Source organism: Acidovorax sp. Root275 (genome assembly GCF_001428965.1).
Taxonomy (GTDB): Bacteria; Pseudomonadota; Gammaproteobacteria; order Burkholderiales; family Burkholderiaceae_C; genus Acidovorax; species Acidovorax radicis.
Genome location: NZ_LMJH01000005.1, coordinates 153,775 through 177,124, shown reverse-complemented (window position 1 = coordinate 177,124; position 23,350 = coordinate 153,775). Strand labels below are relative to the sequence as shown.

Below are 23,350 nucleotides of genomic sequence, written 5' to 3'. Positions count from 1 at the left end.
AGCGCCGCAACGCCGCAGACCGCCCGCCAAGACCGCTGCCCGAAGGGTTGGAGCGAAATCGGGTGATTGGAAGCCCCGGCTGCTTGCATGGGCATGAGCCCATGCGGCGCATCCGAAGCATCCACTCCTCCCGATTGCGCTCCAACGCGACCCCTGCGAGATCGTGAACACGTTCTAAGAGTTTTTACCGATTGGTGGCCAGCAGCAGGCCACCCGCCCCCATGAAGAATCCGCCGGTGGCCTTGTTGAGGCGCACCACGCCCCGCGAGGTGCGGATAAACCGGCGGATCTGCCGGCCCCCGGCCGCGTAGACCGCCGTGGACACAAACTCGGCCCCCAGGTACACAGCCCCCAGCACCACAAACTGGCGCAGGGCCGGCTGGCTGGGGTCGATGAACTGCGGAAAGACCGCCGCAAACAGGATGATGGCCTTGGGATTGGTGATGCCCAGCAAGAACTCCTGCGCGATAAGCGACTGCAGGCGCACCGGGGCGCCGCCCGCCTTCACCACACCCCCATCTGCGCCGTCCACCACGTCCAGCCCACTGAACTCGCGGCTGCGCCACGCGCGCCAGCCCAGCCAGAACAGGTAGCAGGCCCCGACCCACTTCACGGCCGTGAAGGCGGCCTCGGACGCCAGCAACATCGCCCCCAGGCCCACCGCAGACACCGTCAGGAAAATCGCGAACGCAGCCACCCTCCCCAGCGTCGCCACCATGGCCGCACCAATCCCCGCGCGAATGCCGTTGTTGAGGCCACAGAAATTGTTGGGTCCGGGCGTGAGCGCAATGGCAACCGCCACCGGGGCAAAAAGAAGCGCGTCCATGGAACAGTCCTTCGGGGAACGGAGAAACACAAAACAGCAGTGCAGTCTAAAACAAGCGGAGGTTGACGGCCACGGCGCCCGGCGGCGAGGACCCGGTTCAACCGTGGAGTTCCACCACCGTGCCCCAGGGCACACCCGGCAAGGCCTCGTAATGCGCTACCACCACCACGCGCCCGGGCTGGCTGGCCACCTGCGCCAGGGCGCGGCCCAGGTAGGCCGCCGACGGCTTGTCGAGCCCGCCCACCGGTTCATCGATCAGGGTCAGCGGCGCGCCCGATGCCCGCGCCCCGGCCATGAGCACCTTGCGTTTGCTGCCGGTGGACAGCGCGTAGAACGGCTTGTCCAGATGTTCATGCAGGCTGAACCCTTCGGTGTGGACCGCCAGCGCAGCGGCATCCCATGATGGGTAACGCGCCGGAAGGCTGCCTAGCCAGCCACGGGCCGTGAGTTGGTCCAGGTCGCCCGAGCGGGGGTCGGCCCAGAAGACTTGTTGGGCATAGGCCTTGGGGGTTTCGCGCGCGTTCACACCCTGCAGCGTGATGCGCCCGGCCTGCGCTGTGAGTTCCCCCGCCAGCAGGCGCAGCAGCGTGGTCTTGCCACTGCTCTCGTCACCACGCACGAGCGCCAGACCCGCGGGCAGCGCCGCCGACCACTGATCCAGCACCCCACATTCGGGGTAGGCAAAACACAGGCCCTCCACCTGCAACACCATGTTCTCAGACATCCTGCTCCCTTGGGTTGATGGATGGCGCAGGGCATTCTTCTTCTACAGCCTGCGCCGCCCTGCGATTCTAGAGAGCGGTTGGGTTTGTCTCGGCTGCGCCCGCAGCCAACCCCTGGCCTGGTTGACGCACAACCCCCACAACGCGGCGTCTGCGCCTGCCCATTGCAGCGGACCTACCGAGTGGGTGAGCCGGTCAGCACTCCACAATCGCCTTGATCACGCCGGCCTTGGGGTCCAGCAGGTCCTGGAACTTGGTGGGCACTTCGGCCAGGGTCAGGCGGTGGGTGTTCAGTGCCTGTGGAATCAATCCTGCACGCATGGCGTTCAGCACGGTCTCAAAATCTTCGGCGGTGGCATTGCGGCTGCCCATCAGGGTCATTTCGCGTTTGTGGAATTCGGGGTCGGAAAAGGTGATGTTCGCGCCCACCACCGAGATCAGCACATAGGTGCCGCCATGCGCGACAAATTGGAAGCCGCGCTCCATGGCCTTGGGGTTGCCGGTGGCGTCAAACACCACGTCATAAAACTCACTGTCTGTCAGTGCTGCGAGTTGCGCTTCGTCGGTGTCCCCCAGCGAAACCCCAGCATTCACTCCCAGGGATTGGGTGCAAAAGTCCAACCGGTCCTGGCGCCCGTCCAGCGCAGTGACGGTGGCGCCGCGCAGCTGCGCAAAAATCATGGCCGCCATGCCGATGGGCCCGGCGCCCACCACCAGCACCCGCTGGCCCGGCACCACGCCCGAGCGGCGCACGGCATGGGCGCCGATGGACAAAAACTCCACCATCGCGGCCTGGTCCAGTGACACGCCCTCGGCCTTGTGCACAAACTGCTGGGGCACGCACAGGTATTCGGTAAACGCGCCATCGGTGTGCACGCCCAACACCTGGATGCGGGTGCAGCAGTTGGTCTTGCCGGCGCGGCAGGCAATGCAGGTGCCACACGAGAGGTAGGGCATCACGTACACCGTGTCGCCGGATTGCAGGGCGCTGCCCGCAGGCGCGGTTTCCACAATGCCCGACAGCTCGTGCCCCATCACGCGGGGGTAGCTCAGGTAAGGCTGGTTGCCGGTAAAGATGTGCAGGTCGGTGCCACACACCCCCACACGTTTGACACGCAGCAGCACTTCGTCGGCCGCACGGTCTGGCAGGGGGCGGTCGTGGGCACGCAAAGTGCCGGGGGTTTCACAAACAACGGTCAGCATGACGGGATCCTTCGTTCAATCCAAATTCTGTGCATTCAGTTCCGCGCGCGTGGGCAGGCCTTCCACGTCGCCCACCACCTGCAGTGCGCGCGAGGCAATCCAGTTGGCGCGGCGCACGGCCTGCGGCCAGCCCAGCCCTTCAAGCTGCGCGCTGATGGTGCCCACGGCAAACGCGTCACCGGCGCCCACGGTGTCCACCACCACAGACACGGTCACACCGGGCACCTGCCCTTGTTCGCCGCTGGCGGTGCGAAAGTAAGCGCCTTCAGCGCCTTGCTTGATGACCACGGCCTTGGCGCCCCGGTCCAGGTACCACGCGGCAATGTCCGCCGGGGTGTTTTGGCCAGTCAGCAGCTTGCCTTCATCAATGCCTGGCAACACCCAGTCCGCATGGCGGGCCAGGTCGTTGAGGGTGTCGCGCATGGTGGCCACGTCGGGCCACAGGCTGGGGCGCAGGTTGGGGTCAAACGACACGCTGCGGCCGGCGGCCCGCAGGGTCAACATGGCGTGGGCTACCAGTTCGCGAGCGGCGGGCGACAGGGCGGGCGTGATGCCCGTGGTGTGCACATGCCTTGCGCGCAGCGCGTAATCGGTTTTCAAGTGTGCCACGCTGAGCTGGCTGGCGGCCGAGCCGCGGCGGTAGTACTCGATCGCCGGGTCGCTGCCGTCCACGCTGCGCGACTTGAGCATGAAGCCGGTAGAGCGTTGCGGGTCCAGCTCCACCTGCGAGGTGTCCACGCCCTCGGCCTCAATCGTCTTGCGCACATAGCTGCCAAACGAATCCGTCCCTAGGCGGCTCACCCAGCCAACTTTGAAGCCCAGGCGCGCCAGGCCGATGGCCACATTGGTGTCGGCACCGGCAATGCGTTTGATGAAACTTTGTACCTCGGCCAGTGGGCCGGGCTCTTGCGCGACCAGCATCGCCATGGTTTCGCCCAGGGACAGGACGTCGAGTGTGTCGGGCATCGTGCTCATGCGGTCAACTCCCCGTGGTTCACCGCTTCCAGGGTGGCCGCAACCCCGTGTGCTTGCAGCGACTGCAGCAAGGGCACCAGCGCCGCCGTGAGTGCTGCATGGCCCGCTAGGTCGCCAAACACCGGCGCATAGGCCAGCATGGCTTGCACGGTGTGCGGACTCACGCCTTGACCCAGCGACTGCTGGTACAGCGCGGTGAGCTGGGTGGCATGCGGGTCGTCAATGCCGTAGGCCTGGCCCAGTTCGTCCACGCCACGCAGGTAGTGCATCCACGCGGCCAAGCCCAAGGCCATGCGCGGCACGGGCAGTTGCCGGGCCAGGCGGTCGCGCAGCGTGCCCAGCAGGCGCTGCGGCAGTTTTTGCGAGCCGTCCATGGCGATCTGCTGCGTGCGGTGGGCCAGGGCCGGGTTGCCGTAGCGGGCCAGCAGGTTGTGGCGGTAGGCCGCCAGGTCCAGGCCCGGCAAGGCAGGCAGGGTGGGTTCAATCTCGTCGCGCATCAGCGCTTCGATGTGCGTGCGCAATGCGGGCTGCGCAATGGCTTTGTCCACGGTGTGCCAGCCGGCCATGGCGCCCAGGTAGGCGAGGCTGGAGTGCGTGCCGTTCACCATGCGCAGCTTGAGCCGCTCAAAAGGTTCGGCATCGGGCACAAAACGTGCACCGCCCAGCATCCAGTCCGGGCGGTCTGCCGCAAATTCGTCTTCAATGGCCCAGTCAAAAAAATGCTCGCCCAGCACCGGCCAAGCGTCAACGCAACCCAGCGCAGCACTCACCATTGCACGGTCGCCATCGGTGGTTTTGGGCACGATGCGGTCCACCATGGAGCATGGAAAACGGCACTGGCGCTCTATCCACGTGCGCAAGGTGCTATCAATTTCTTCAGCAAAGCGCCGTACGGCGGCACGCAGCACACGCCCATTGGCCGGCAGGTTGTCCAGCGACAGCAGGGTAATCGGCCCGTGGCCTTGCGCATGGCGCAGCTGCAAGCCGTAGACCAGCATGCCGATGGCGGAGCGGGGGGCGTGCGGGTGGGTCAGGTCGTGCACGATGTCCGGGTGGTCCAGGCGCAGCGTGCCGGTAGCGGGGTCATGGCAATAGCCTTTTTCGGTCACCGTCAGGCTCACGATGCGGGTGTCTGCGGCGGCTATCGCCTCCAGCACGGCTTGCGGGTTCTCGGGTGCTACCAGCAGGTTGCGCACGGCACCAATGACTTGCAGGCGCTGGCGGGGTTGGCCTTGCGCATCCGCATCACGAATCGCCAGTGTGTACAGCCCGTCCTGCGGCGCCAGGGCATCGCGGGTATCGGCTTGGCGCAGCGACACGCCGGTGATGCCCCAGCGCAGGTCGCCGGCGGCAATCGCGGCCTCGGTGGCAGCGGCCATGTGGGCACGCATGAAGGCCCCTATGCCGAGATGCACGATGCCGTTTTTCAACGCACGGCGGTCGTAGGGCGGGCGCACCACGGCGGCAGGCAATGTACCCACCGTGGTGTCGTTCAATCGGTTCATGGCCGCCATCACCAGTTGGTCAGCGTACCGTCGTGCTGCAGGCGGTTGACCGGCAGGTAGGCACGTTGGTAGGGGTACTTGGCGGCCAAGGCCTCGTCGATGGTCACGCCGTGGCCCGGTGCTTCGCCGGGATGCATATAGCCGTCCTTGAAGCTGTAGGCGTGTGGGAACACGGCGTCGGTCTCGTCGGTGTGGCGCATGTATTCCTGGATGCCGAAGTTGGGCACCCACAGGTCAAAGTTGAGCGCGGCGCCCATGCACACGGGCGACAAATCGGTGGCGCCATGCGAGCCGGTGCGCACCTGGTAGAGCGCGGCTAGATCCGCAATGCGGCGCAGGTGGGTGATGCCGCCGGCGTGGACCACGGTGGTGCGGATGTAGTCGATCAGCTGGTTCTCGATCAGGTCCTTGCAGTCCCAGATGGTGTTGAAAATCTCGCCCACCGCCAGCGGCGTGGTGGTGTGCTGTCGGATCAGGCGGAAGGCCTCCTGGTTTTCGGCAGGCGTGGCGTCCTCCATCCAGAACAAACGGTAGGGCTCCAGGTCTTTGCCCAGGCGGCCGGCCTCGATGGGCGTGAGGCGGTGGTGCACATCGTGCAGCAGGTGGATGTCTGGCCCCACGGCCGCGCGCACCTTGTCAAACAGCTCGGGCGTGTGGCGCAGGTATTTCTCGGTGGACCAGTCGTGCTCGCTGGGCAGGTCGGCATCGGCCGGTTCGTAGAACATGGTGCCGCGGCCCACGCCGTACACCTTCTCCAGACCGGGCACACCACTCTGCGCGCGGATGGCCTTGTAGCCCATCTCCTTGTAGCGCAACACCTCTTCCACGGTCTGGGTGATGTCCTTGCCATTGGCGTGGCCGTAGACCATCACGCCGGTGCGGCTCTTGCCACCCAGCAGTTGGTAGAGCGGCATGTTGGCAGCCTTGGCCTTGATGTCCCACAGCGCCGTGTCCACCCCGGCAATCGCACTCATGGTGACCGGGCCGCGGCGCCAGTAGGCGCCCTTGTAGAGGTACTGCCAGATGTCTTCGATCTGCTGCGGGTCGCGGCCGATCAGGCAGGGAATGACGTGCTCGGTGAGGTAGCTGGCCACGGCCAGCTCGCGGCCGTTCAAGGTGGCGTCGCCGATGCCGGTCAGGCCCTCGTCGGTTTCGATTTTCAGGGTGACAAAGTTGCGGCTGGGTGCGCAGATGATGACTTTGGCGGAAGTGATTTTCATGGTCTTGTCAGATGAAGAGGGGTTACATCACGGCGCCCAGCGCCCAGGGGACAAATTCGTTTTGGCCGTAGCCATGCAGCTCGCTTTTGGTCTTGCGGCCCGAGGCTGCGGCCAGCATTTCCAGAAAGATGCGCTCGCCCAGCTGCTCCACGCTCTCACTGCCGTCGATCACGGTGCCGCAGTTGATGTCCATGTCCTCTTCCTGCTTGGCCCACAGTGCGCTGTTGGTGGCCAGCTTGAGTGAGGGCGAGGGGGCGCAGCCATAGGCCGAGCCACGGCCGGTGGTAAAGCAGATCAGGTTGGCGCCACCCGCCACCTGGCCCGTGGCCGACACCGGGTCGTAGCCCGGCGTGTCCATGTAGACAAAACCTTTTGCGGTGATGGGCTGGGCGTATTCGTACACGTCCACCATGGGCGTGGTGCCGCCCTTGGCAATGGCGCCCAGGGATTTTTCGAGGATGGTGGTCAGGCCGCCGGCCTTGTTGCCGGCGGACGGGTTGTTGTCCATCTCGGCGTGGTGGCGGGCACAGTAGTCGGTCCACCACTGCAGGCGGGCCTCCAGCTTGTCGGCCACGGCTTGCGACACGGCGCGCTGCAGCAGCAAATGTTCGCCGCCATAAATCTCGGGGGTTTCGGACAGCACGGCCGTGCCACCGTGGCGCACCACCAGGTCCACCGCCGCCCCCAGGGCCGGGTTGGCGCTGATGCCGGAATAACCGTCGGAGCCGCCGCATTGCAGGCCCACCACGAGGTGACTGGCTGGCACCGGTTCACGCTGCACGGCATTGGCCTCGGGCAGCAATTGCTTCACCACCTCAATGCCACGCGCCACGCTTTTGGCCGTGCCGCCCGTGTCCTGGATGCTGAAAGTCACCAGCTTGGCACCTTCGCGCAGGCCTTCCTGCGCCATCAGTCCCTGGATCTGGTTGGTCTCGCAGCCCAGGCCCACCACGATGACTGCGGCAAAGTTGGCATGGCGGGCGTAGCCTGCGAGTGTGCGGCGCAGTACCTGCAGGCCTTCGCCCTCGCTGTCGGTGGCGCAGCCGGCGCCGTGGGTCAGGGCCACGATCCCATCCACCTGGGGAAAGGCAGCCAGGGCCTCGGGGTGGATGTCGCGGCGGAAGTGGTCGGCAATGGCGCGCGCCACCGTGGCTGAGCAGTTCACGCTGGTCAGCACACCAATGTAGTTGCGCGTGGCCACACGCCCGTCGGGGCGTTTGATGCCTTCAAACGTGGCCGGGGTATCGACATAGGCCACGGGCCGCACATCACCGCCCACGGTGTGGCCACGGTCAAAGTGGCTGAACGCCAGGTTGTGCGTGTGCACATGCTGGCCGGCCGCAATGGCCTGTGTGGCGGTACCAATGATCTGGTTGTAGCGCCGCACCGGCGCACCGGCCGCAATGGCGCGCACCGCGATCTTGTGGCCTGGCGGTACCAGGCCAGAGACGGTGATGCCCTCGGATTCGATGCGGGTGCCGCCCAGCAGTTGCTGCCGGGCGATGACCACATCGTCTTGCGGGTGAATGCGGATCACCGGATTCACTTGACCAACCCCATTTGCTGCGGCAACCACAGGGTGAGCGCCGGAATGTAGGTGATGGCGATCAGCGCCAGCATCAGCGGTACCAGCCAGGGCAGGATGGCGACGGTGGTGCGCTCGACCGAAAGCTTGGAGATGCGTGCCAGCACAAACAGCACCATGCCCAAGGGAGGATGCAGCAGGCCAATCATCAGGTTCAGCGTCATGATCAGGCCGAACTGGATGGGGTCGATGCCGAGCTTGAGCACGATGGGCAGGAGGATGGGCACCAGGATGGTGATGGCTGCAATCGTGTCGATGAAGCAGCCCACAAACAGGATCAGCAGGTTGGCCAGCAGCAGGAACACCCACTTGTTGCTGGTGATGGACAAAATCCAGTCCGCCAGGGCTTGCGCCGCTTGTGTGGTGGTGAGCAGCCAGGCAAAGATGGACGCCGCGGTCACGATGAACAGCACCGAAGCGGTGGTCTCTATCGTTTCGAACGTGGCCTGCGCCAGCGTGCGGAGGGTCATGGAGCGGTAGCGCACCAGGCCCAGAAACAGCGCCCAGATGACCGCTGCCATGGCAGCCTCGGTGGGGGTGAACCAGCCCATGGTCATGCCGCCAATCAGGATGACGGGCGCCATGAGGGCCAGCACGGCCGAAAAGTTGAAGCGCCAGTCCAGCACCAGCAGGGCCACAAAGGCCAGGCCCGCAGCCACGTTGACCGACATGCCGGCTTTGACCGCCAGCCACACCGTCATGGGGAAGGCCAGCACCACCAGAATCTCCAGCGTGGCACTGCCCAGTCGGGCCCATTGGAAGGCGACGTCCCCACCCCAGCCATTGCGGTGGGCAAAGTAGGCCACCGTGGCCATCATCAGCACGGTCATGAACAGGCCGGGGATGATGCCCGCCACGAACAGCGCGCCGATGGACACGTTGGCCATCATCCCGTAGATCACAAAGGGCAGCGAGGGCGGAATGATGGGGCCCAGCGTGGCCGAGGCAGCAGTGACGCCCACGGCAAATTCGGTGCTGTAGCCGTGCTCTTTCATGGCCTTGATCTCTATCGCACCCAAGCCGGCAGCATCCGCAATGGCCGTGCCGGACATGCCCGAGAAGATGACCGAGCCGATGATGTTGACCTGCCCCAGGCCGCCCTTCATCCAGCCCACCAGCGCCACGGCAAAGTTGTAGATGCGGCTGGTGATGCCGGCAATGTTCATCAGGTTGCCAGCCAGGATGAAGAACGGTACGGCCAGCAGCGGGAAGGACTCGATGCCCGCAATCATGCGCTGGGCCAGCACGATGTCGGGCACGCTGCCCGACACCAGGATGTAGACCAGCGAGCCGCCGGCCATGGCCACCGCCACCGGCAGGCCACACAGCATCAGCCCCAAAAAGGAAACAATCAGGATCAGCATGGTGCAGGTTCCGTTCAGTCGGTAGAGCCGTCAAAGAAGCCAGGGTTTTGCAGTGCCGAGAAGCCGCGCCGCCAGTTTTCGATGGCCACCTGCACGGCCCGCAGGGCCATGAGGGCAAAACCGGCAAACGCGAGCCAGTACACATGGCTCTTGTTCCAGTCGATGGTGGTCATGGGTTCGTTGTTCACGGCCAGTGCGTAGCGTGCAACGAGCCAGGCCCCATAGCTGTAGAAGGCAATGGCGGCGATGTCTACCGCCGTCGACAGGGCCCGGCCTGCAGGAACGGGCAGGTAGCGGTAGACCAGGTTGACCTGGATGTGCCGCACCCGCCGCACACACATGGACGCCCCGATGAACACCACCGGCATCAGGCAGTACACGGCCAACTCTTCAGTCCAGGCGAACGAGTCGTTCAGCACATAGCGGCTGAAGAATTGCAGAAACACCAGGCCGGCCATGGTCCAGAAAAAGCCCAGGCAAATCCAGTCTTCGACGCCGTAGACGGAAAGGTCGACCGTGTGCTGGTCGGCCTCCGCGAAGCTGGCCACCAGCGCTTCCGCGCTGGTTTCGACGGGATGCGACTCCGCCGCACCGCCCGACAGGGGCAGGGAGCTGTGAAGCGTCATGGTGTCGCCTTACTTGATGGCCTGGATGCGGTCCCAGTCGGCTTTCTGGTAGCCGTACTGCTCAAACGGCACGTTCTTGAGCACGGTGTCGCGGAACTCACCGGTGTTCACCTCGGTCACGCTGATGCCCTTGCTGCGGAACACGGCGGCCAGTTCGCTCTCGCGGGCTGCCACTTCCTTGGAGGCCTTGGCAGCGGCTTCGAGCGCCACTTCCGAGAACATCTTCTTGTCGGCGTCCGACAGCTTTTTCCACAGCCCGCCCGCCACCACGGTGTTCAGGTGGTCCACGATGTGGCCGGTCAACACGATGTGTTTTTGCACCTCGTAGAACTTCTTGGCTTCGATGGTGGGCAGCGGGTTCTCTTGAGCTTCCACGGTGCCGTTTTGCAGCGCCAGGTAGACCTCGGCAAACGCGATGGGCGAGGTGTTGGCACCGCAGGCGCGTGGCATGGCCAGGTAGGCCGGCACGTCGGGCACGCGCATTTTCAGGCCCTTGAGGTCGGCGCACTTGGCAATGGGTTTGTTGCTGGTGGTATGGCGGGTGCCGTAGTAGGTGGTCGCAATGATCTGGTTGCCGCTTTTCTGTTCGTAGCCGGCGGTCAGCTCTTTGTAGATGTCGCTCTTGGTGTAAGCCAGCAGGTGGTCCACGTTGCGGAAGGTGTAGGGGTAGTAGGTCACGCCGATGCGCGGAAAGGCCTTGGCAGCAAAGCTCGAGCCCGAGATGATGATGTCCACCGTGCCCAGGCTCAGGCCCTGGTTGATGTCGTTCTCCTTGCCCAATTGCGACGCGGGGTACACATCGATCTGGTAGCGGCCGGCACTGCGCTTCTTGATCTCTTCGGCGGCCCACACCGATGCGGTGTGGAAGGGCTCGCCCGGCTCGTACACATGGGCCCACTTGAGCTTGGTCTGCGCAAAGGCGGGGGCCGCAACCAAAAGGCTTGCAGCCAGGGCCAGGGTAATCCGTTGGAATGTCATGCTCTTTGTCTCCTGTTGTTGTGAATGTTGCGCAGCCGGGTCGTCACCGGGGTTTAGCCGGGAACAAGCTGCACCTTGGTACTGCGGCCTCTGTCCAAAGCCAGATCGAAGGCCGCTTTCGATTGGCTGATCGGCAACTGGGCGCTGATGAGCGGGCGCACATCGGCCCGCCGGCTGCGAATAGCCTGCACGGCCCAGTCAAATTCGATGTCGGCGCGGAAGGCGCCCACGTAGTCCAGCTCGCGCGACATGATGTCGTTGGCCGGGAAAGGAATTTCGGGCGGCAGCGTGCCCACCTGCACCACGCGCCCGCCGCGGCGCACTGCCGCCAGGCAGCTGGCCAGCGCGGCAGGGTGGCCTGCGGCTTCCAGCGCCACATCCACGCGGCCCTTCCAGGCCGTGGCATCGGGCAGGGCTTCGTCAGCGCCCACGGTCAGGGCCATTTCGCGGGCGCGCTCGCTGGGGTCGCAGGCAATCACGCGGCCGGCACCGGCCAAGCGCGCGGCAATGACCGACATGCAGCCGATGGTGCCCGCGCCGGTGACCAGCACGGTGGCGCCCAGAATTTCGCCCGCGCGGCGCACTGCATGCAGGCCCACCGACAGGGGCTCGGCACAGGCAATTTCGCCCAGGCTCACATCCTCGTCAATGGCAGTGAGCTGGGCCTCGTGCATCACAAAGTGCTCGCGGAAGAAACCGGGGATGTGCGGGAAAATGGCCGCGCTGCCCAGGAACACCATCTTCTCGCACAGGTTGCTGCGACCGGCGCGGCAGGCGGGGCACATGCCGCAGGGGTGGGCCGGGTTGACCGCCACTTTTTGTCCAGGGTGCACGGTGGTCACCCCTTCGCCCACGGCGTCCACCACGCCCGAGGCTTCATGCCCCGGCACAAAAGGCGCACGGATGGCGAAGATGCCGGCGCGGCCATGCTGGTAGTAGTGCAGGTCCGACCCGCAGATGCCACCTGCACCCAGGCGCAGGCGCACCTGGCCGGGGCCGGGCTCCTGAAGGGCAAGTTGTTCCACGCTGAGGTTCAGCGGACCATTCAGTGTGCAGGCAAGGCTCATGGTCAGGCGTCCGGTGGGTTCACGCGTCAGCGGGGCTGTTCCAGCCGGCCGAAAAACGTTGGTGCGAGCGGTCCAGGTGGCCGCTCATGGCGGCGCGGGCCATGTCGGGGTCTCGGGCGGCAATGGCGGCGACTACGGCGCGGTGCTCGTCCACCGCCTCTTTCCAGGTGGCTTCGCGCTCGAAGTGGCCGCCCAGCGTGGTGAACAGTGGCCCATTGCGCTCGTCAAACAGTTGGGTCACCACCGCTTGCAGGGCACTGTTGTCGCTGGCCTGGGCAATGCGGATGTGGAAAGCGCGGTCGCCGCGGATGGGCAGGGTGCGCGCGGCAATGTCGGCCTCCATGTCACGCAGGGTTTCCAGCAGGTCGGGCACCAGCGTGGGGTCGGTGCTTTTAGCGGCCAGCGCGGCGAGTTCACATTCGATGAGCTGGCGTGCGCGGATGATTTCCAGCGGGCCGTGCGCGTTGTCCAGCAGGCGCACGCTCTCGCGGCCAATCACCACAATGCCCGAACCCATGCGCACTTCAATCAGGCCCTCCACCTCCAGCGCAATCAGCGCTTCCCGCACCGACGGGCGGGACACGCCCATTTTTGCGGCCAGGTCGCGCTCGGCGGGCAGTTTGGATCCCACGGCAAATTCGCCGCTTTGAATGAGCTGGCGCAGCTGGTCGGCAATCTGGCGGTACAAGCGGCGGGGCTCTATGGGTTGAAAAGGCATGCAGAAATTGGCTCAAAGGTAAATTGGTAAGACCAGTTGGCCGCATTGTGAACGGATGGAAGCGAGCAAGGTTCAGGGTTTTCCCGACAGGTGGTGGTGCAACACCAAAGCTGCCACAAAGGCATTTAGCTATTAATTTAGGAGCTATTTGGATAGACACAGCTTGCGCTAGGTGCCTATAAAGGTGCAAATTCGGCACCGGCAATCGGCGATAAGTGCAATTTGGTCGGCGTCCGGCCCAGCACCCACACAAGCCTTGAGGGGCGAACTCCTCCCGGCCAAAGACTCCATCCAAGACAATCGGAGCGGGGGAGCCAAGACCTCGGCAACGAGCCGCTTCGTTCCCATAGAGCGAGACACTGCTGACCTGTTGCCGCCGTTTGAGCAAACCGTTCTGACCAAACTGACCCGGCAATACTTCGGGCGTGACCCGCCGCACATCACCCCGACGGCGTTGCTGGGGTGCTGGTCCTCGGCTGCGCCGGCCTCACCCGGGCATGACGCCCTCTTGAATGACAAACATGAACCTGAACTACCTGGACTTTGACTACAGCGAGGATGCGGACGGTGTGGGTACTTTTGATGCCATGGCCAGCGTGTCGTCCGCACAGATTCCCGCGTTGCACGCCGAGATCAGTGCCATGCTGGCCTGGGCACACCAGCATTTCCCCGATGTCCGGGGCCCCTCGGAAGATGGGGGCGAATGGCAATACGACCTGCAGGGTGCGCAGGAAGTCAGGACACCGCTGGTGCTGACATTTGATGAGTCCGCCGGGCAGCTGCACGCGGCGGCAGGCAGCCCCTCCCCACCCCGGACCACGATCACCCTGACGGTCAGCGGCAATGCTGCCTTTTGCGATGCGCTGCGCGATGCCTTCGCGGTCGAATAAGACTCCGCCAAGGGGTTAACCCCAATTACCCGCAAAAGCCCCACGTTGCACACAGGTTAGCGCATCGGCAAACGGCAAACTCTTGGCACCGTTACAGTTGCGACTCATCAGTTCAACTCATTACCGGAGAGTTTCATGCTGTCTCGTCGCCACTTCCTGGGTGCAAGCCTGGCCACCACCGTTTACGCCGTGGGATCCTTTTTGCCCGTCTGGGCTCAGAACGCGCCCAACCTCGGCACGCCCACCCTGCCCAGCCCCGCCTTCCGCCGCATGAAGGTGGGCGATGCCGAAGTGATCGCGTTGAATGACGGCATCACGCGCCGCCCGCTGGGCGAGGAGTTTGTGAAAAACGCACCGCTGGCCGAAGTGCGCGCGCTGCTGGCCTCCCAGGGCTTGCCTACGGACTACATCGACGTGCCCTACACGCCGTTCTTGGTGTTGACGGGCGGACGCAAGATCCTCATCGACACCGGCCTGGGCGAGTTTGGCGGCGCCACCACGGGCAAGCTGCTCGACAGCCTGCGCGCCGCCGGCTTGCAGGCGGCCGACATCGACACCGTGCTCATCAGCCACTACCACGGGGACCACATCAATGGCATCCGCAACAAGGCCGGTGAGCTGGTGTTCCCCAAGGCCAAGGTGATGGTGCCCGCGGCCGAACACGCGTTCTGGATGGACGATGCCCGCATGGCCGCAGCGCCCGCAGGCATGAAGGGCGCGTTCGAGAACGTGCGGCGCACCTTTGCCACCATGCCCGCCGACACCCTGATGCAGTTTGCGGCCGATGCGGAAGTGGCGCCGGGCATCAAGTCTGTGGCGGCCTATGGCCACACGCCAGGCCACACACTGTTTGAGCTGACCTCGTCGGGCCAGAGGTTTTTCTACGTGGCGGACCTGACCAATGTGCCCGCACTGTTCGCACGCAACCCCGACTGGGCCGTGACGTTTGACATGGACGCCGAGGCTGCGCGCAAGGTGCGGCGCGAGGTGTTCCAGCGCATTACCGCCAGCAACGCCATGCTGGGCGGCTTCCACTTCCCGTTCCCGGCCTTTGGCCGCGTGGCGGCGTCGGGCAACGGCTATGCCTTCCAGCCTGCCGCCTGAGCCCCGCGTTGACCGCCGTGCGGTGTTGGGCGCCGGGCTGGCCTTTGCCAGCCTGCGCAGCTGGGCGGCCCAAGACTCGGACGCCGAGGCCCTGTTGCGCAAGGGTGGTGTGGTGGCAGCCTTCCGCCACTCGCTGGCCCCTGGCACGTTTGACCCACCCGGGTTTCGCGTGGGTGACTGCAGTACCCAACGCAATCTGAGCGAAGAAGGCCGGGCGCAGGCGCGGAGCGTGGGCATGTGGTTTCAGCAAAGGCAGCTGCAACCGGGCAAGGTTCTTTCGAGCCCCTGGTGCCGCTGTGTGGACAGTGCCACCCTTGCCTTTGGTACGCCCCAGGTCTGGCCTGCGTTGGGCTCGCCCCACGGCAGCCCAGAGACCACGGGAGCGAGCCATCTGCGGGAACTGCGCGCGGGACTCTCTGCTGCATCGCTGCGGGCGGGCCGTTTTGAAGTGTGGGTCACCCATATGTTTGTGCTGTCCGATCTGGCAAAGACCAATACCCGTTCGGGTGAAGGGCTGATCCTGCGAGCAGATCGCAGCGGCAAGACCGAGATGCTGGCACGCCTTGCGGTACCTGCCTGACGAGGTGACCTGCCGGCGCCCCTGAATGGGTAACGGGCGGGCATTGCAGCGGGCCGTTCGCCTACATCGGGCGCGAAAGAAGAGACTATCCTCAAGTCACGCTGCTGTGCCGGATGCCCCGGCATGCAGCGCACGAAGGACATGCCCATGGCAAACACCCAAAGCCCTCCCCTGCAGTCAAACAACCGCAACGCTGCCACCTGGCCCGCCCCCTACCCCGCGCCAGCGGCCCCTGCAGCCCAACCCAGCCATGACCGCGTGCGCATGGAACTGCAGATTGATCTGAGCTACGAGGTGGACCAGCACGGCGCTGATTTTGTCTTCAACATCCACGCTGCGCAGACACCCAACCAGTCTGTGAGCGCGGAGCGCCTGGTCATCAACCAGCCCATTGCCCACCACGTTCATACCGATCCAGCCACGGGCAACCGCTACCTGCGGTTGCATGGCGAGCCTGGCACGCTGGAGCTAACGTATTCCGCCACGGTGGATATCAACCACTACCGCGTCGACCCCGCCCAACTGCCAGAAGTGCCGGTGAGGCGTCTGCCACAGGAGGTGATGGGCTACATCTACCCCAGCCGGTATTGCCAGTCCGACCGGCTGCTGCGCCTGGCTACGAATGAGTTTGGAGCCCTGTGGCAAGGGCACAGCCGGGTGCAGGCGATATGCGACTGGGTGCAGCGGCATGTGGCGTTCACGTCCAACACGTCCAACTCGAACACCTCTGCGGTGGACACGCTGGTGGAGCAGGTGGGCGTCTGCCGCGACTTCGCCCATCTCATGATTGCGTTGTGCCGCGCCATCAACATCCCGGCCCGCTTCACCACCGGAACCGACTATGGCGCTGACCCGGCCCTCGGACCGCCCGATTTTCATGCATATGTGGAGGTGTACCTGGGCGACCGCTGGTACATCTTTGACCCGTCTGGCACGGCGATCCCCATGGGCCTGCTGCGTTTTGGCGTGGGGCGGGATGCGGCGGACGTCGCCTTTGCCACCATCTTTGGTGGCGTGTGGGCCAAGCCGCCCGTCATCCGCACGACTGCCATCCAAGACGCAGCGCGGGGTTTTGAACTGCCTCGCCACTGCACGCAGGCCCTGTCCACCGACCATGGCGCGGGTGTGGCTGCAGGCGTGGCTGCAGGTTTTGTCACCCCCTAAAGGTCCTGCCAAACACCGGTCAAAATCCCGGCGACCCGGCTGTGGCCTAAAATCTCCCTTTTTTCCACCAACTCTGAGACCTACCATGGGCAACAAGATCGTCACCGAAGCAGACCGCAAGCGCACTCCCCGCCCTACGCCCGTGCCCGGCTACACCCTGCCAACCGGCGGCCGTGGCCAACGCGTGAGCCTAGAGCGCGGTGTGGCAACCCGCAGCAAGAAGAACCCTGGCAAGCGCTCCAAGAAGGGCGGCTGATCGCCAGATCGCCAAGGGCCGACTGCGGTGGGTCCTCTGCAAAAAGCCCTCGCCAGAGGGCTTTTTGCTTTTCAGGGCCGTCCTTGCCACCCGCAGGTTTGTACCGCGCCCCGGCAAACTGTTCAAATGTTCACCCATGATCACCGTCCACCACCTTGAAACCTCGCGCTCGCAGCGCGTTCTCTGGCTGCTCGAAGAACTGGGCGTTCCCTACGAGCTCAAGATCTACCAACGCGACAAGGCCACCAAGCTGGCCCCGCCCGAGCTCAAGAAGATCCACCCGCTGGGAAAATCGCCGGTGATCACTGACGGCAAGGAGGTCATCGCCGAGTCTGGCGCGATCGTCGAATACCTGGTGGAGACCTACGGCGCCCAGGCGGGCGGTGACCTGGCCCATCTGCAACCAGCGCCGCGCACGCCAGAGTACCGCCAGTGCCGCTTCTGGATGCACTACGCCGAGGGTTCGCTCATGAACTGGCTGGTGATGAAGCTGGTGTTCATGACGATTCCGACCCAGCCCATGCCCTTTTTCGTCAAGCCCATCGCCAAAGCCCTGTGTGGCAAGGTACAGGAAAAGGTGATTGACCCCAACGTGAACACCGCGCTCGACTTCATGGAGCAACACCTGGGCACCCACCGCTGGTTTGCGTGCGAGCACCTCACCATGGCGGATTTTCAGATGAGCTTTGCGGTGGAGGCCGCCCTCTCGCGCGCCAGCAAGGCCAGCGCCTGCCCCAACCTGCAGGCCTACAAACAGCGCATGGAGGCGCGCCCCGCCTACCAGCGTGGCATCGCCAAGGGCGGCCCGGTGGTGATGTCGGCCTGAGAACCTGCGGACAAGACATGCAAGACGAGCACGCGCCTGCGGCCACCTACTCCGTGCTTTTTGTGTGCATGGGCAACATCTGCCGCAGCCCCACGGCCCACGGCGTGTTCCGGCACAAGGTGGTTCACAGTGGTTTGGCCGATCAGGTGCGTGTGGACTCAGCGGGCACCCACAATTACCACCCCGGCGAGGCGCCGGATGACCGCAGCCAGCGGCACGCGGCGCAACGGGGCTACGACCTTTCCAGCCTGCGCGCACGGCAGATGCTGCCCAGGGACTTCGGGCAACACGACCTGATCCTGGCCATGGACTGGGACAACCTGACACTGGCGCAAGAGCGTTGCCAGCCAGAGCACGCCCATAAGCTGCGCCGCATGACCGAGTTCTGCCAACAGTTCGACAGCCCCGTGGTGCCCGACCCTTACTACGGCGGGGCCGCTGGCTTTGAAGAGGTGCTGGACCTGGTGGAAGACGCCTGTGAAGGGCTGCTGCACCACGTGCGGCAGCAGTTGCAGTTGCGGGCCCGGCCCCGTTAGTGCACATCTAAGCCGCGCGCACCCCACATACCAGCACACCCGGGTCGTTGTGCGCCAGTTCCCGGTCGTTCTTGGCCTGGGCTACTTCCATGTCGCGCGGCAGGGTCACGCCGTTTTTGACGGCCAGGATTTCGGCCATCACGCTCACCGCAATCTCGGGCGGCGTCTTGCTGCCGATGTAGATGCCAATCGGCCCACGCAGGCGCGCCAGGCTTTCTTCGGTCTGGTCGAAGTGTTCGATCATGCGGGCATGGCGCGCCTCGTTGTTGCGGCGCGAGCCAATGCCGCCTACATAAAACGCGTCGGTGTTCAGCGCCTCCAGCAGCGCCAGGTCATCGAGCTTGGGATCGTGTGTGAGGGCCACCACACAACTGCGCCGGTCTGGCTTGAAGGCCAGCACCACGTCGTCGGGCATGTCGCTCACCACCGTGGCAGCGGGCACGTTCCAGCTGCCACGGTATTCCTCGCGAGGGTCGCACACTGTCACCGCAAAACCATTGAACAACGCCATGGTGGCCAGGTACTCCGCCAGCTGGCCTGCGCCGATCAGCAGCATCCGGTACTCGGGGCCAAAGGTGTTGGTCAGCTTCTCGGCATCCACCACCAGCTCGGTCGGCGCTGCCGCAGGCGTCAGCGTGGCCACCCCATCGGCCAGGCGCACGCTGCGCTGCATCAGGCGCCCGGCCTCCAGCGCGGTGATCAGTGTTGCCAGGCTATTAGGGTCAGGGTCGTACTCCAGCAGCAACTCCAGCGTGCCGCCACAAGGCAGCCCGAAGCGGTGCGCCTCGTCCGCGGTGACGCCGTATTTCACAAATGTCGGCGGGCCACTCGGAATGCAGTGGTCTTTGCCTGCATCCGCCGTGGGCACGCCCTGCGCATAGGCCCGTGTATGGCGGTCAATCAGGTCGTCCTCAATACATCCGCCCGAGACCGAACCCACCACAGACCCGTCTTCACACAGCGCCATGATGGAGCCCACCGGCCGGGGTGAAGAGCCCCAGGTGCGCACCACCGTCGCCAGCAGCGCCCGCCGCCCGGCGGCCCGCCAGCCCTGCAGCGTGCGCAACACCATCACATCCAGGTTTTCCATCGTTTCATCACCCATTCATTGCCACGGCTCACTCAGAAATCCGCCATCCACGCCCACTGCGTATGAAGCCGCACGGTGCCCATACCAGCGCCACCGTGGATCCGGCTTCGCCGGTCCACCGGAGGCGTCCCCTCGGGGGAAGACGCGAAGCGGCTCAGGGGGAGCCCAGTCCCCGGCACAGAGGGAGTTAATTGATCGCCCAGGCTACCAGCACCAGCGCCGCCGCGCCCACCACCCACACCCAAACCGGTATGCCGCTGGGGGGAATATCCTCCCCCGCCGACGCCGCCAGCGCCCCAGGCTCGGTGGGCGCTTCGGAAGAGGCCGCACCATCGTCCGCCGCTGCGCGCGGATGGCGGCGCTGCATCTCGTTGTCAAAGCGCTTGAAAAAATCCTCGGCCATGCTCTTGGCGGCGCCGTCGATGAGCCGCTGGCCCAGCTGCGCGATCTTGCCGCCCACCGTGGCATGCACGGTGTAGTGCAGCTCGCAGCTGGCCTGCCCTGCGGCATCGGCGGGCAAAGGCACCAGTTTGACTTGTGCATTGCCTTTGCCAAATCCCGCCACGCCACCCGACCCGTCAAAGGCAATGGTGTAGCTCTCGGGCGGCACGATCTCCGACAGCGTGATCTTGCCTGCGAACTTGGCAGACACGGGCCCAATCTTGAGCGCCATGGCGACGGCGTACTGGTTGTCACCGGTCGCCTCGACCTTGTCGCAGCCGGGGATGCACAGCTTGAGCACTTCAGGATCGTTGAGCGCCTCCCAGGCCTGCTGCTGGCTCACGGCAAGGGTGCGGCTGGCTTGCATTTCCATGGTGAATTCCTCTCGGTGTATGGACGATGGTTGTCTCTGAAATCAGTCACTGCCGGAGCACGGCAGCCAGGCTGGCCGCCAGGTCTTGCAGGCGGCTCAGGTTGTGCACGGCCACCATGCCGTGGGCCTGGCGGTGCAGCTCGGCCGCGCCGCGTGCCGTGGGCGCATAGCCCTCAAATCGCAACAGCGGGTTGAGCCACAGCAACCGGCCACAGTGGCGCCGCAGCCAGCCCAGTTCCTGCGCCAGCACCTCGGGCGTGCCCGTGTCCAGCCCGTCGCTGATCAGCAGCACCAGGGTGCGCCGCCCCACCAACCGCCGGGCATGCTGCAAACGCAGCTGCGCCAGGCTGTCACCCATGCGGGTGCCCCCGGCAAAGTCACTGATCGAATGGCTGGCCAGCTGCAGCATCGCGTCGGTGTCGGCCAGGCGAAAGGCCGGCGTGAGGTCGGTCAGCCCGGTGCCGAAGGCGAACACATCCCGGCGCACGGCGTCACCGGTGTGGCGCGGCGCGGTGGCTGCATGCAAAAAGGCGAGCAGCAGCCGCGCGTAACGCTCCATGGAGCCCGACACATCCACCAACACCATCAGCGGCAGCGGTTGCTGGCGGCGCTGCAGCAGCGGAATGCGCAGCACCTCGCCCCCATTGCGGGCCGCGTGGTGCATGGCGCCCGGCCAGTGCGGGCGGCTGCCACGCACACCAGGGCGGGTACGTCGGGCTGCATAGCGCGGCAGAGGCAAGGGCACCTCGCGCGCCAGGCGCTCCACCAGCAAGTATTCGCTGGCCGAAAGCTGGTTGAAGTCCGCGTGGCGCAGGCGCTGCAGGTCGCTGGCCGTCATGGCGGCGTCGAAATCGATCTTCTCGTCCTCGCGCGGCGGGGGCGCGTTGCGGGCCGCACGCACGGGGGCCAGCGCCTCACTCACGCGCGGGCGGCGCTTGGCGGGCTCGGCCTTGGACTCAGCGCTGGGCAGCATCTGCGCGAGCAGCTTCTGCGCCACGTTGGGGTTGCGAAAGTACGCGTCGAACAACTCGCGGAAGACCAAACGGTCCTGCTCGCGACTGACCAGCACGGCCTCCAGTGCGGCACTGAAATCCTCACGCCGCAGGCCCACCAGCATCACCGCCTGCTGGGCCAGCGCCATGCGGGCGGCGTCCACGCGCACACCGGCGCGGCGCAAGGTACGGCCAAAGCCGCTCAGGTTGTCGGCCAGCTTGCCAGTCCGGGCATCGCCCAGTTGGGAAATGGTCTTGCCCTCTGCCACGGCTGCGCCCTCAGGCGTCGACATCAGCGGGCTGCAGCAATTGCACCGCCATGTGGCGCGTGAGCGCCGCCACATCCTCGCGCTGTTTGAACAAAATGCCTGCGGTGTCGGACACCACTTCCGGGTCCACCACGATGGTGTCGAGCGCCACCAGCGCCTTGGCCCACTCCACGCTCTCTGCGATGCCCGGCGCGCGCTGGAAGGCATTGGCAAATGGCTGGCTGCGCAAACGGCCCACAAAATCCGCCACCTGGATGGCCAAGGCGGCGCTGGCATCCGGCACCTGCGCACGCACGATGGCCAGTTCGCGCTCGCGCTCGGGGTAGTCCAGCCAGTGGTACAGGCAGCGGCGCTTGACGGCATCGTGCAGGTCGCGCGTGCGGTTGCTGGTGAGGATGGTGACCGGCGTGGCCGTGGCGCGCACGGTGCCGATCTCTGGAATGCTCACCTGGTACTCGCCCAGGTATTCGAGCAAAAACGCCTCGAAGGGCTCGTCGGCGCGGTCCACTTCGTCGATGAGCAGCACGGCGCCAGGCGCCGGGGCCTGCAGCGCCTGCAGCAGGGGGCGGCGGATGAGGTAGCGGTCTTGGTAGACCTCTGCTTCGATATCACGCGCGGCAGTGGCCGTGGGCGCGACCGAGCCGCCGCCGGGCCGCCCCAAGGCGGCGAGCGCCCCCTCGGGGGGCAGCGACGACACGTCAGTGCGGAGCGTGGGGGTCAACATTTCCGCCGCCCGCATGTGCAACAGCTGGGCAGCGTAGTTCCATTCGTACAGTGCCTCGCGCTGCTCCAGCCCGTCGTAACACTGCAGGCGGATCAGGCTGCGTTCCAGCACCTTGGAGAGCGCCTGGGCCAGCGCCGTCTTGCCCACGCCGGGCTCGCCCTCCAGCAGCAGGGGGCGCTGCAGCTTGAGCGCCAGGAACACGGCCGTGGCCAGCCGCCGGTCGGCAAAGTAGCCCACGCCCTGCAAGGCCAACACCAGGGCGTCGATGGAGGACAGCGCGGGGGCGGTCATGGGCGCAGGAGGGGAAACGTTCATTACTATAATTTTTATAGCTACTAGCGCTTTATAGATAAGCGCTAGAGACCAATTTCATTCAAAAATTAACCTTGCATGCCACCCAAGGCGATTGCAACTGGCCTCGCAGCCCCGTAGGTCGAATTAGCACGCAGGGCGTAACCCGACACCCGCGGAAAGAGTGGCGCAGCAATGTCGGCTTACGCTGCGCTCACCCGACCTACGGATCTCAACCCAGCATCTGCGCCACGGCCCTTTGCGTCTGCACGCTGATCAGGTTGGCGCGATACGCCGCACTCGCATGAATGTCGGCGTTCAGGTCGCTCGCATCAATCTTCACCGCCGCCGCCGATGCGGGCGTAAAGCTCTGGTTCAGCGCTGCCTCCAGCCCCGCATGGCGGAACACGCTGCTGGCCGCACCGGTGATGGCCACGCGCACGCCGCCATCGGTCTGCGCCACAAACACGCCCACCAGCGAGAAGCGTGACGCCGCCTGCTTGAACTTGAGGTACGCCGCGCGCTTCGGAATCGGAAAGCGGATCGCAGTGATGATCTCGCCCTCTTCCAGCGCCGTGGTGTACATGCCCACGAAGAAGTCGTCGGCTGCGATCTCACGCTGGTTCGTGATGACCGTGGCGCCCAGACCCAGCACCGCGCTGGGGTAGCAGGCGGCCGGGTCGTTGTTGGCCACCGAACCACCCAGTGTGCCGCGTGCGCGCACCTGGCGGTCGCCAATGTGTGCGGCCAGGTCGGCCAGTGCGGGGATGGCGGCTTTGACGTCGGCACTGTTGGCCACATCCATGTGGCGCGTCATGGCGCCAATGAGCAGCGCATTGCCCTCGCGGCGGATGCCCGCCAGCTCGGGAATGCTGTTGAGGTCGACGATCTTCTCGGGGTTGGCCAGGCGCAGGCGCATCGATGGCAGCAGGCTTTGGCCACCGGCCAGCAGCTTGCCACCCTGGGCGATGAGCTGTGCAGCGGCTGCAGTGGAGGAGGGATTTTCAAAGGTAAATGCGTACATG

At 65.3% G+C, this 23,350-nt stretch carries 24 protein-coding genes; 7 read left to right on the top strand and 17 right to left on the bottom strand.

The features are described 5' to 3' along the window. Positions 1-184 precede the first annotated feature (184 nt). From ASE52_RS08970 to ASE52_RS08915, 12 genes are all read right to left on the bottom strand, one after another. Positions 185-826, bottom strand: a complete 642-nt coding sequence (locus ASE52_RS08970; RefSeq protein WP_057225529.1) for a LysE family translocator — start codon at positions 824-826, stop codon at positions 185-187. A gap of 97 nt (positions 827-923) precedes the next feature. Beyond that, positions 924-1,550, bottom strand: coding sequence for an ATP-binding cassette domain-containing protein (locus tag ASE52_RS08965; protein WP_057225527.1), 627 nt, complete (start codon positions 1,548-1,550; stop codon positions 924-926). Positions 1,551-1,743: 193 nt separating this feature from the next. Next, the gene (locus ASE52_RS08960) at positions 1,744-2,751 is read right to left on the bottom strand and encodes a zinc-binding alcohol dehydrogenase family protein (RefSeq protein ID WP_057225525.1); all 1,008 of its coding nucleotides are present in this window, start codon (positions 2,749-2,751) and stop codon (positions 1,744-1,746) included. Positions 2,752-2,766: 15 nt separating this feature from the next. Next, the gene (locus ASE52_RS08955) at positions 2,767-3,726 is read right to left on the bottom strand and encodes a sugar kinase (protein ID WP_198928093.1); all 960 of its coding nucleotides are present in this window, start codon (positions 3,724-3,726) and stop codon (positions 2,767-2,769) included. After that, positions 3,723-5,240, bottom strand: a complete 1,518-nt coding sequence (locus ASE52_RS08950) for a mannitol dehydrogenase family protein (RefSeq protein WP_082606822.1) — start codon at positions 5,238-5,240, stop codon at positions 3,723-3,725. The genes ASE52_RS08955 and ASE52_RS08950 overlap by 4 nt, the downstream gene beginning before the upstream one ends. Next, complete coding sequence (gene manD, locus ASE52_RS08945; RefSeq protein ID WP_057225523.1) at positions 5,240-6,451, bottom strand: D-mannonate dehydratase ManD; 1,212 nt, start codon at positions 6,449-6,451, stop codon at positions 5,240-5,242. The genes ASE52_RS08950 and manD overlap by 1 nt, the downstream gene beginning before the upstream one ends. A gap of 22 nt (positions 6,452-6,473) precedes the next feature. Beyond that, positions 6,474-7,997, bottom strand: a complete 1,524-nt coding sequence (locus ASE52_RS08940) for an altronate dehydratase family protein (protein WP_198928092.1) — start codon at positions 7,995-7,997, stop codon at positions 6,474-6,476. Beyond that, the gene (locus tag ASE52_RS08935) at positions 7,994-9,400 is read right to left on the bottom strand and encodes a TRAP transporter large permease (RefSeq protein WP_010459741.1); all 1,407 of its coding nucleotides are present in this window, start codon (positions 9,398-9,400) and stop codon (positions 7,994-7,996) included. Before ASE52_RS08935 ends, ASE52_RS08940 begins: the two co-directional genes overlap by 4 nt. 14 nt (positions 9,401-9,414) lie before the next feature. Then, complete coding sequence (locus ASE52_RS08930) at positions 9,415-10,026, bottom strand: TRAP transporter small permease (protein ID WP_010459743.1); 612 nt, start codon at positions 10,024-10,026, stop codon at positions 9,415-9,417. 9 nt (positions 10,027-10,035) lie between these two features. Next, positions 10,036-11,004, bottom strand: coding sequence for a sialic acid TRAP transporter substrate-binding protein SiaP (locus ASE52_RS08925; protein WP_010459745.1), 969 nt, complete (start codon positions 11,002-11,004; stop codon positions 10,036-10,038). A 53-nt stretch (positions 11,005-11,057) separates the two neighbouring features. Beyond that, on the bottom strand, positions 11,058-12,071 hold the full coding sequence (locus ASE52_RS08920) for an L-idonate 5-dehydrogenase (RefSeq protein WP_057225519.1): 1,014 nt from the start codon (positions 12,069-12,071) through the stop codon (positions 11,058-11,060). Positions 12,072-12,090: 19 nt separating this feature from the next. Further along, entirely contained in the window at positions 12,091-12,789 is a 699-nt protein-coding gene (locus ASE52_RS08915) for a FadR/GntR family transcriptional regulator (RefSeq protein WP_057225517.1), read from the bottom strand. A 521-nt stretch (positions 12,790-13,310) separates the two neighbouring features. Between ASE52_RS08915 and ASE52_RS08910 the strand changes: the two genes are divergently transcribed. From ASE52_RS08910 to ASE52_RS08885, 7 genes are all read left to right on the top strand, one after another. Continuing rightward, positions 13,311-13,679, top strand: a complete 369-nt coding sequence (locus ASE52_RS08910) for a hypothetical protein (RefSeq protein WP_057225515.1) — start codon at positions 13,311-13,313, stop codon at positions 13,677-13,679. Positions 13,680-13,814: 135 nt separating this feature from the next. Beyond that, the gene (locus ASE52_RS08905; protein ID WP_057225513.1) at positions 13,815-14,783 is read left to right on the top strand and encodes an MBL fold metallo-hydrolase; all 969 of its coding nucleotides are present in this window, start codon (positions 13,815-13,817) and stop codon (positions 14,781-14,783) included. Continuing rightward, positions 14,761-15,363: a histidine phosphatase family protein gene (locus ASE52_RS08900; RefSeq protein ID WP_057225511.1), complete on the top strand. Its 603-nt coding sequence runs from the start codon at positions 14,761-14,763 to the stop codon at positions 15,361-15,363. Before ASE52_RS08905 ends, ASE52_RS08900 begins: the two co-directional genes overlap by 23 nt. 264 nt (positions 15,364-15,627) lie before the next feature. Continuing rightward, complete coding sequence (locus ASE52_RS08895; protein ID WP_035196774.1) at positions 15,628-16,527, top strand: transglutaminase family protein; 900 nt, start codon at positions 15,628-15,630, stop codon at positions 16,525-16,527. Positions 16,528-16,612: 85 nt separating this feature from the next. Then, on the top strand, positions 16,613-16,783 hold the full coding sequence (locus tag ASE52_RS26020; protein WP_010459758.1) for a hypothetical protein: 171 nt from the start codon (positions 16,613-16,615) through the stop codon (positions 16,781-16,783). Positions 16,784-16,919: 136 nt separating this feature from the next. Next, on the top strand, positions 16,920-17,609 hold the full coding sequence (locus ASE52_RS08890) for a glutathione S-transferase (RefSeq protein WP_057225509.1): 690 nt from the start codon (positions 16,920-16,922) through the stop codon (positions 17,607-17,609). A 17-nt stretch (positions 17,610-17,626) separates the two neighbouring features. Then, the gene (locus tag ASE52_RS08885; protein WP_057225507.1) at positions 17,627-18,145 is read left to right on the top strand and encodes a low molecular weight protein-tyrosine-phosphatase; all 519 of its coding nucleotides are present in this window, start codon (positions 17,627-17,629) and stop codon (positions 18,143-18,145) included. Positions 18,146-18,152: 7 nt separating this feature from the next. On the opposite strand, the gene ASE52_RS08880 is transcribed toward ASE52_RS08885, so the two are convergent. From ASE52_RS08880 to ASE52_RS08860, 5 genes are all read right to left on the bottom strand, one after another. After that, a complete protein-coding gene (locus ASE52_RS08880) occupies positions 18,153-19,235 on the bottom strand; it encodes an XdhC family protein (protein WP_029413362.1) in 1,083 nt (360 codons plus the stop codon). Positions 19,236-19,422: 187 nt separating this feature from the next. After that, positions 19,423-20,049, bottom strand: coding sequence for a carbon monoxide dehydrogenase subunit G (locus ASE52_RS08875; protein WP_010459765.1), 627 nt, complete (start codon positions 20,047-20,049; stop codon positions 19,423-19,425). A 46-nt stretch (positions 20,050-20,095) separates the two neighbouring features. Continuing rightward, entirely contained in the window at positions 20,096-21,334 is a 1,239-nt protein-coding gene (locus ASE52_RS08870) for a VWA domain-containing protein (RefSeq protein ID WP_057225505.1), read from the bottom strand. After that, positions 21,321-22,325: a MoxR family ATPase gene (locus ASE52_RS08865; RefSeq protein WP_057225503.1), complete on the bottom strand. Its 1,005-nt coding sequence runs from the start codon at positions 22,323-22,325 to the stop codon at positions 21,321-21,323. The genes ASE52_RS08870 and ASE52_RS08865 overlap by 14 nt, the downstream gene beginning before the upstream one ends. Before the next feature lie 232 nt (positions 22,326-22,557). Next, positions 22,558-23,349 (bottom strand): xanthine dehydrogenase family protein subunit M, encoded by a 792-nt coding sequence (locus tag ASE52_RS08860; RefSeq protein ID WP_057225501.1) that lies wholly within the window; start codon positions 23,347-23,349, stop codon positions 22,558-22,560. Position 23,350 lies beyond the last annotated feature (1 nt).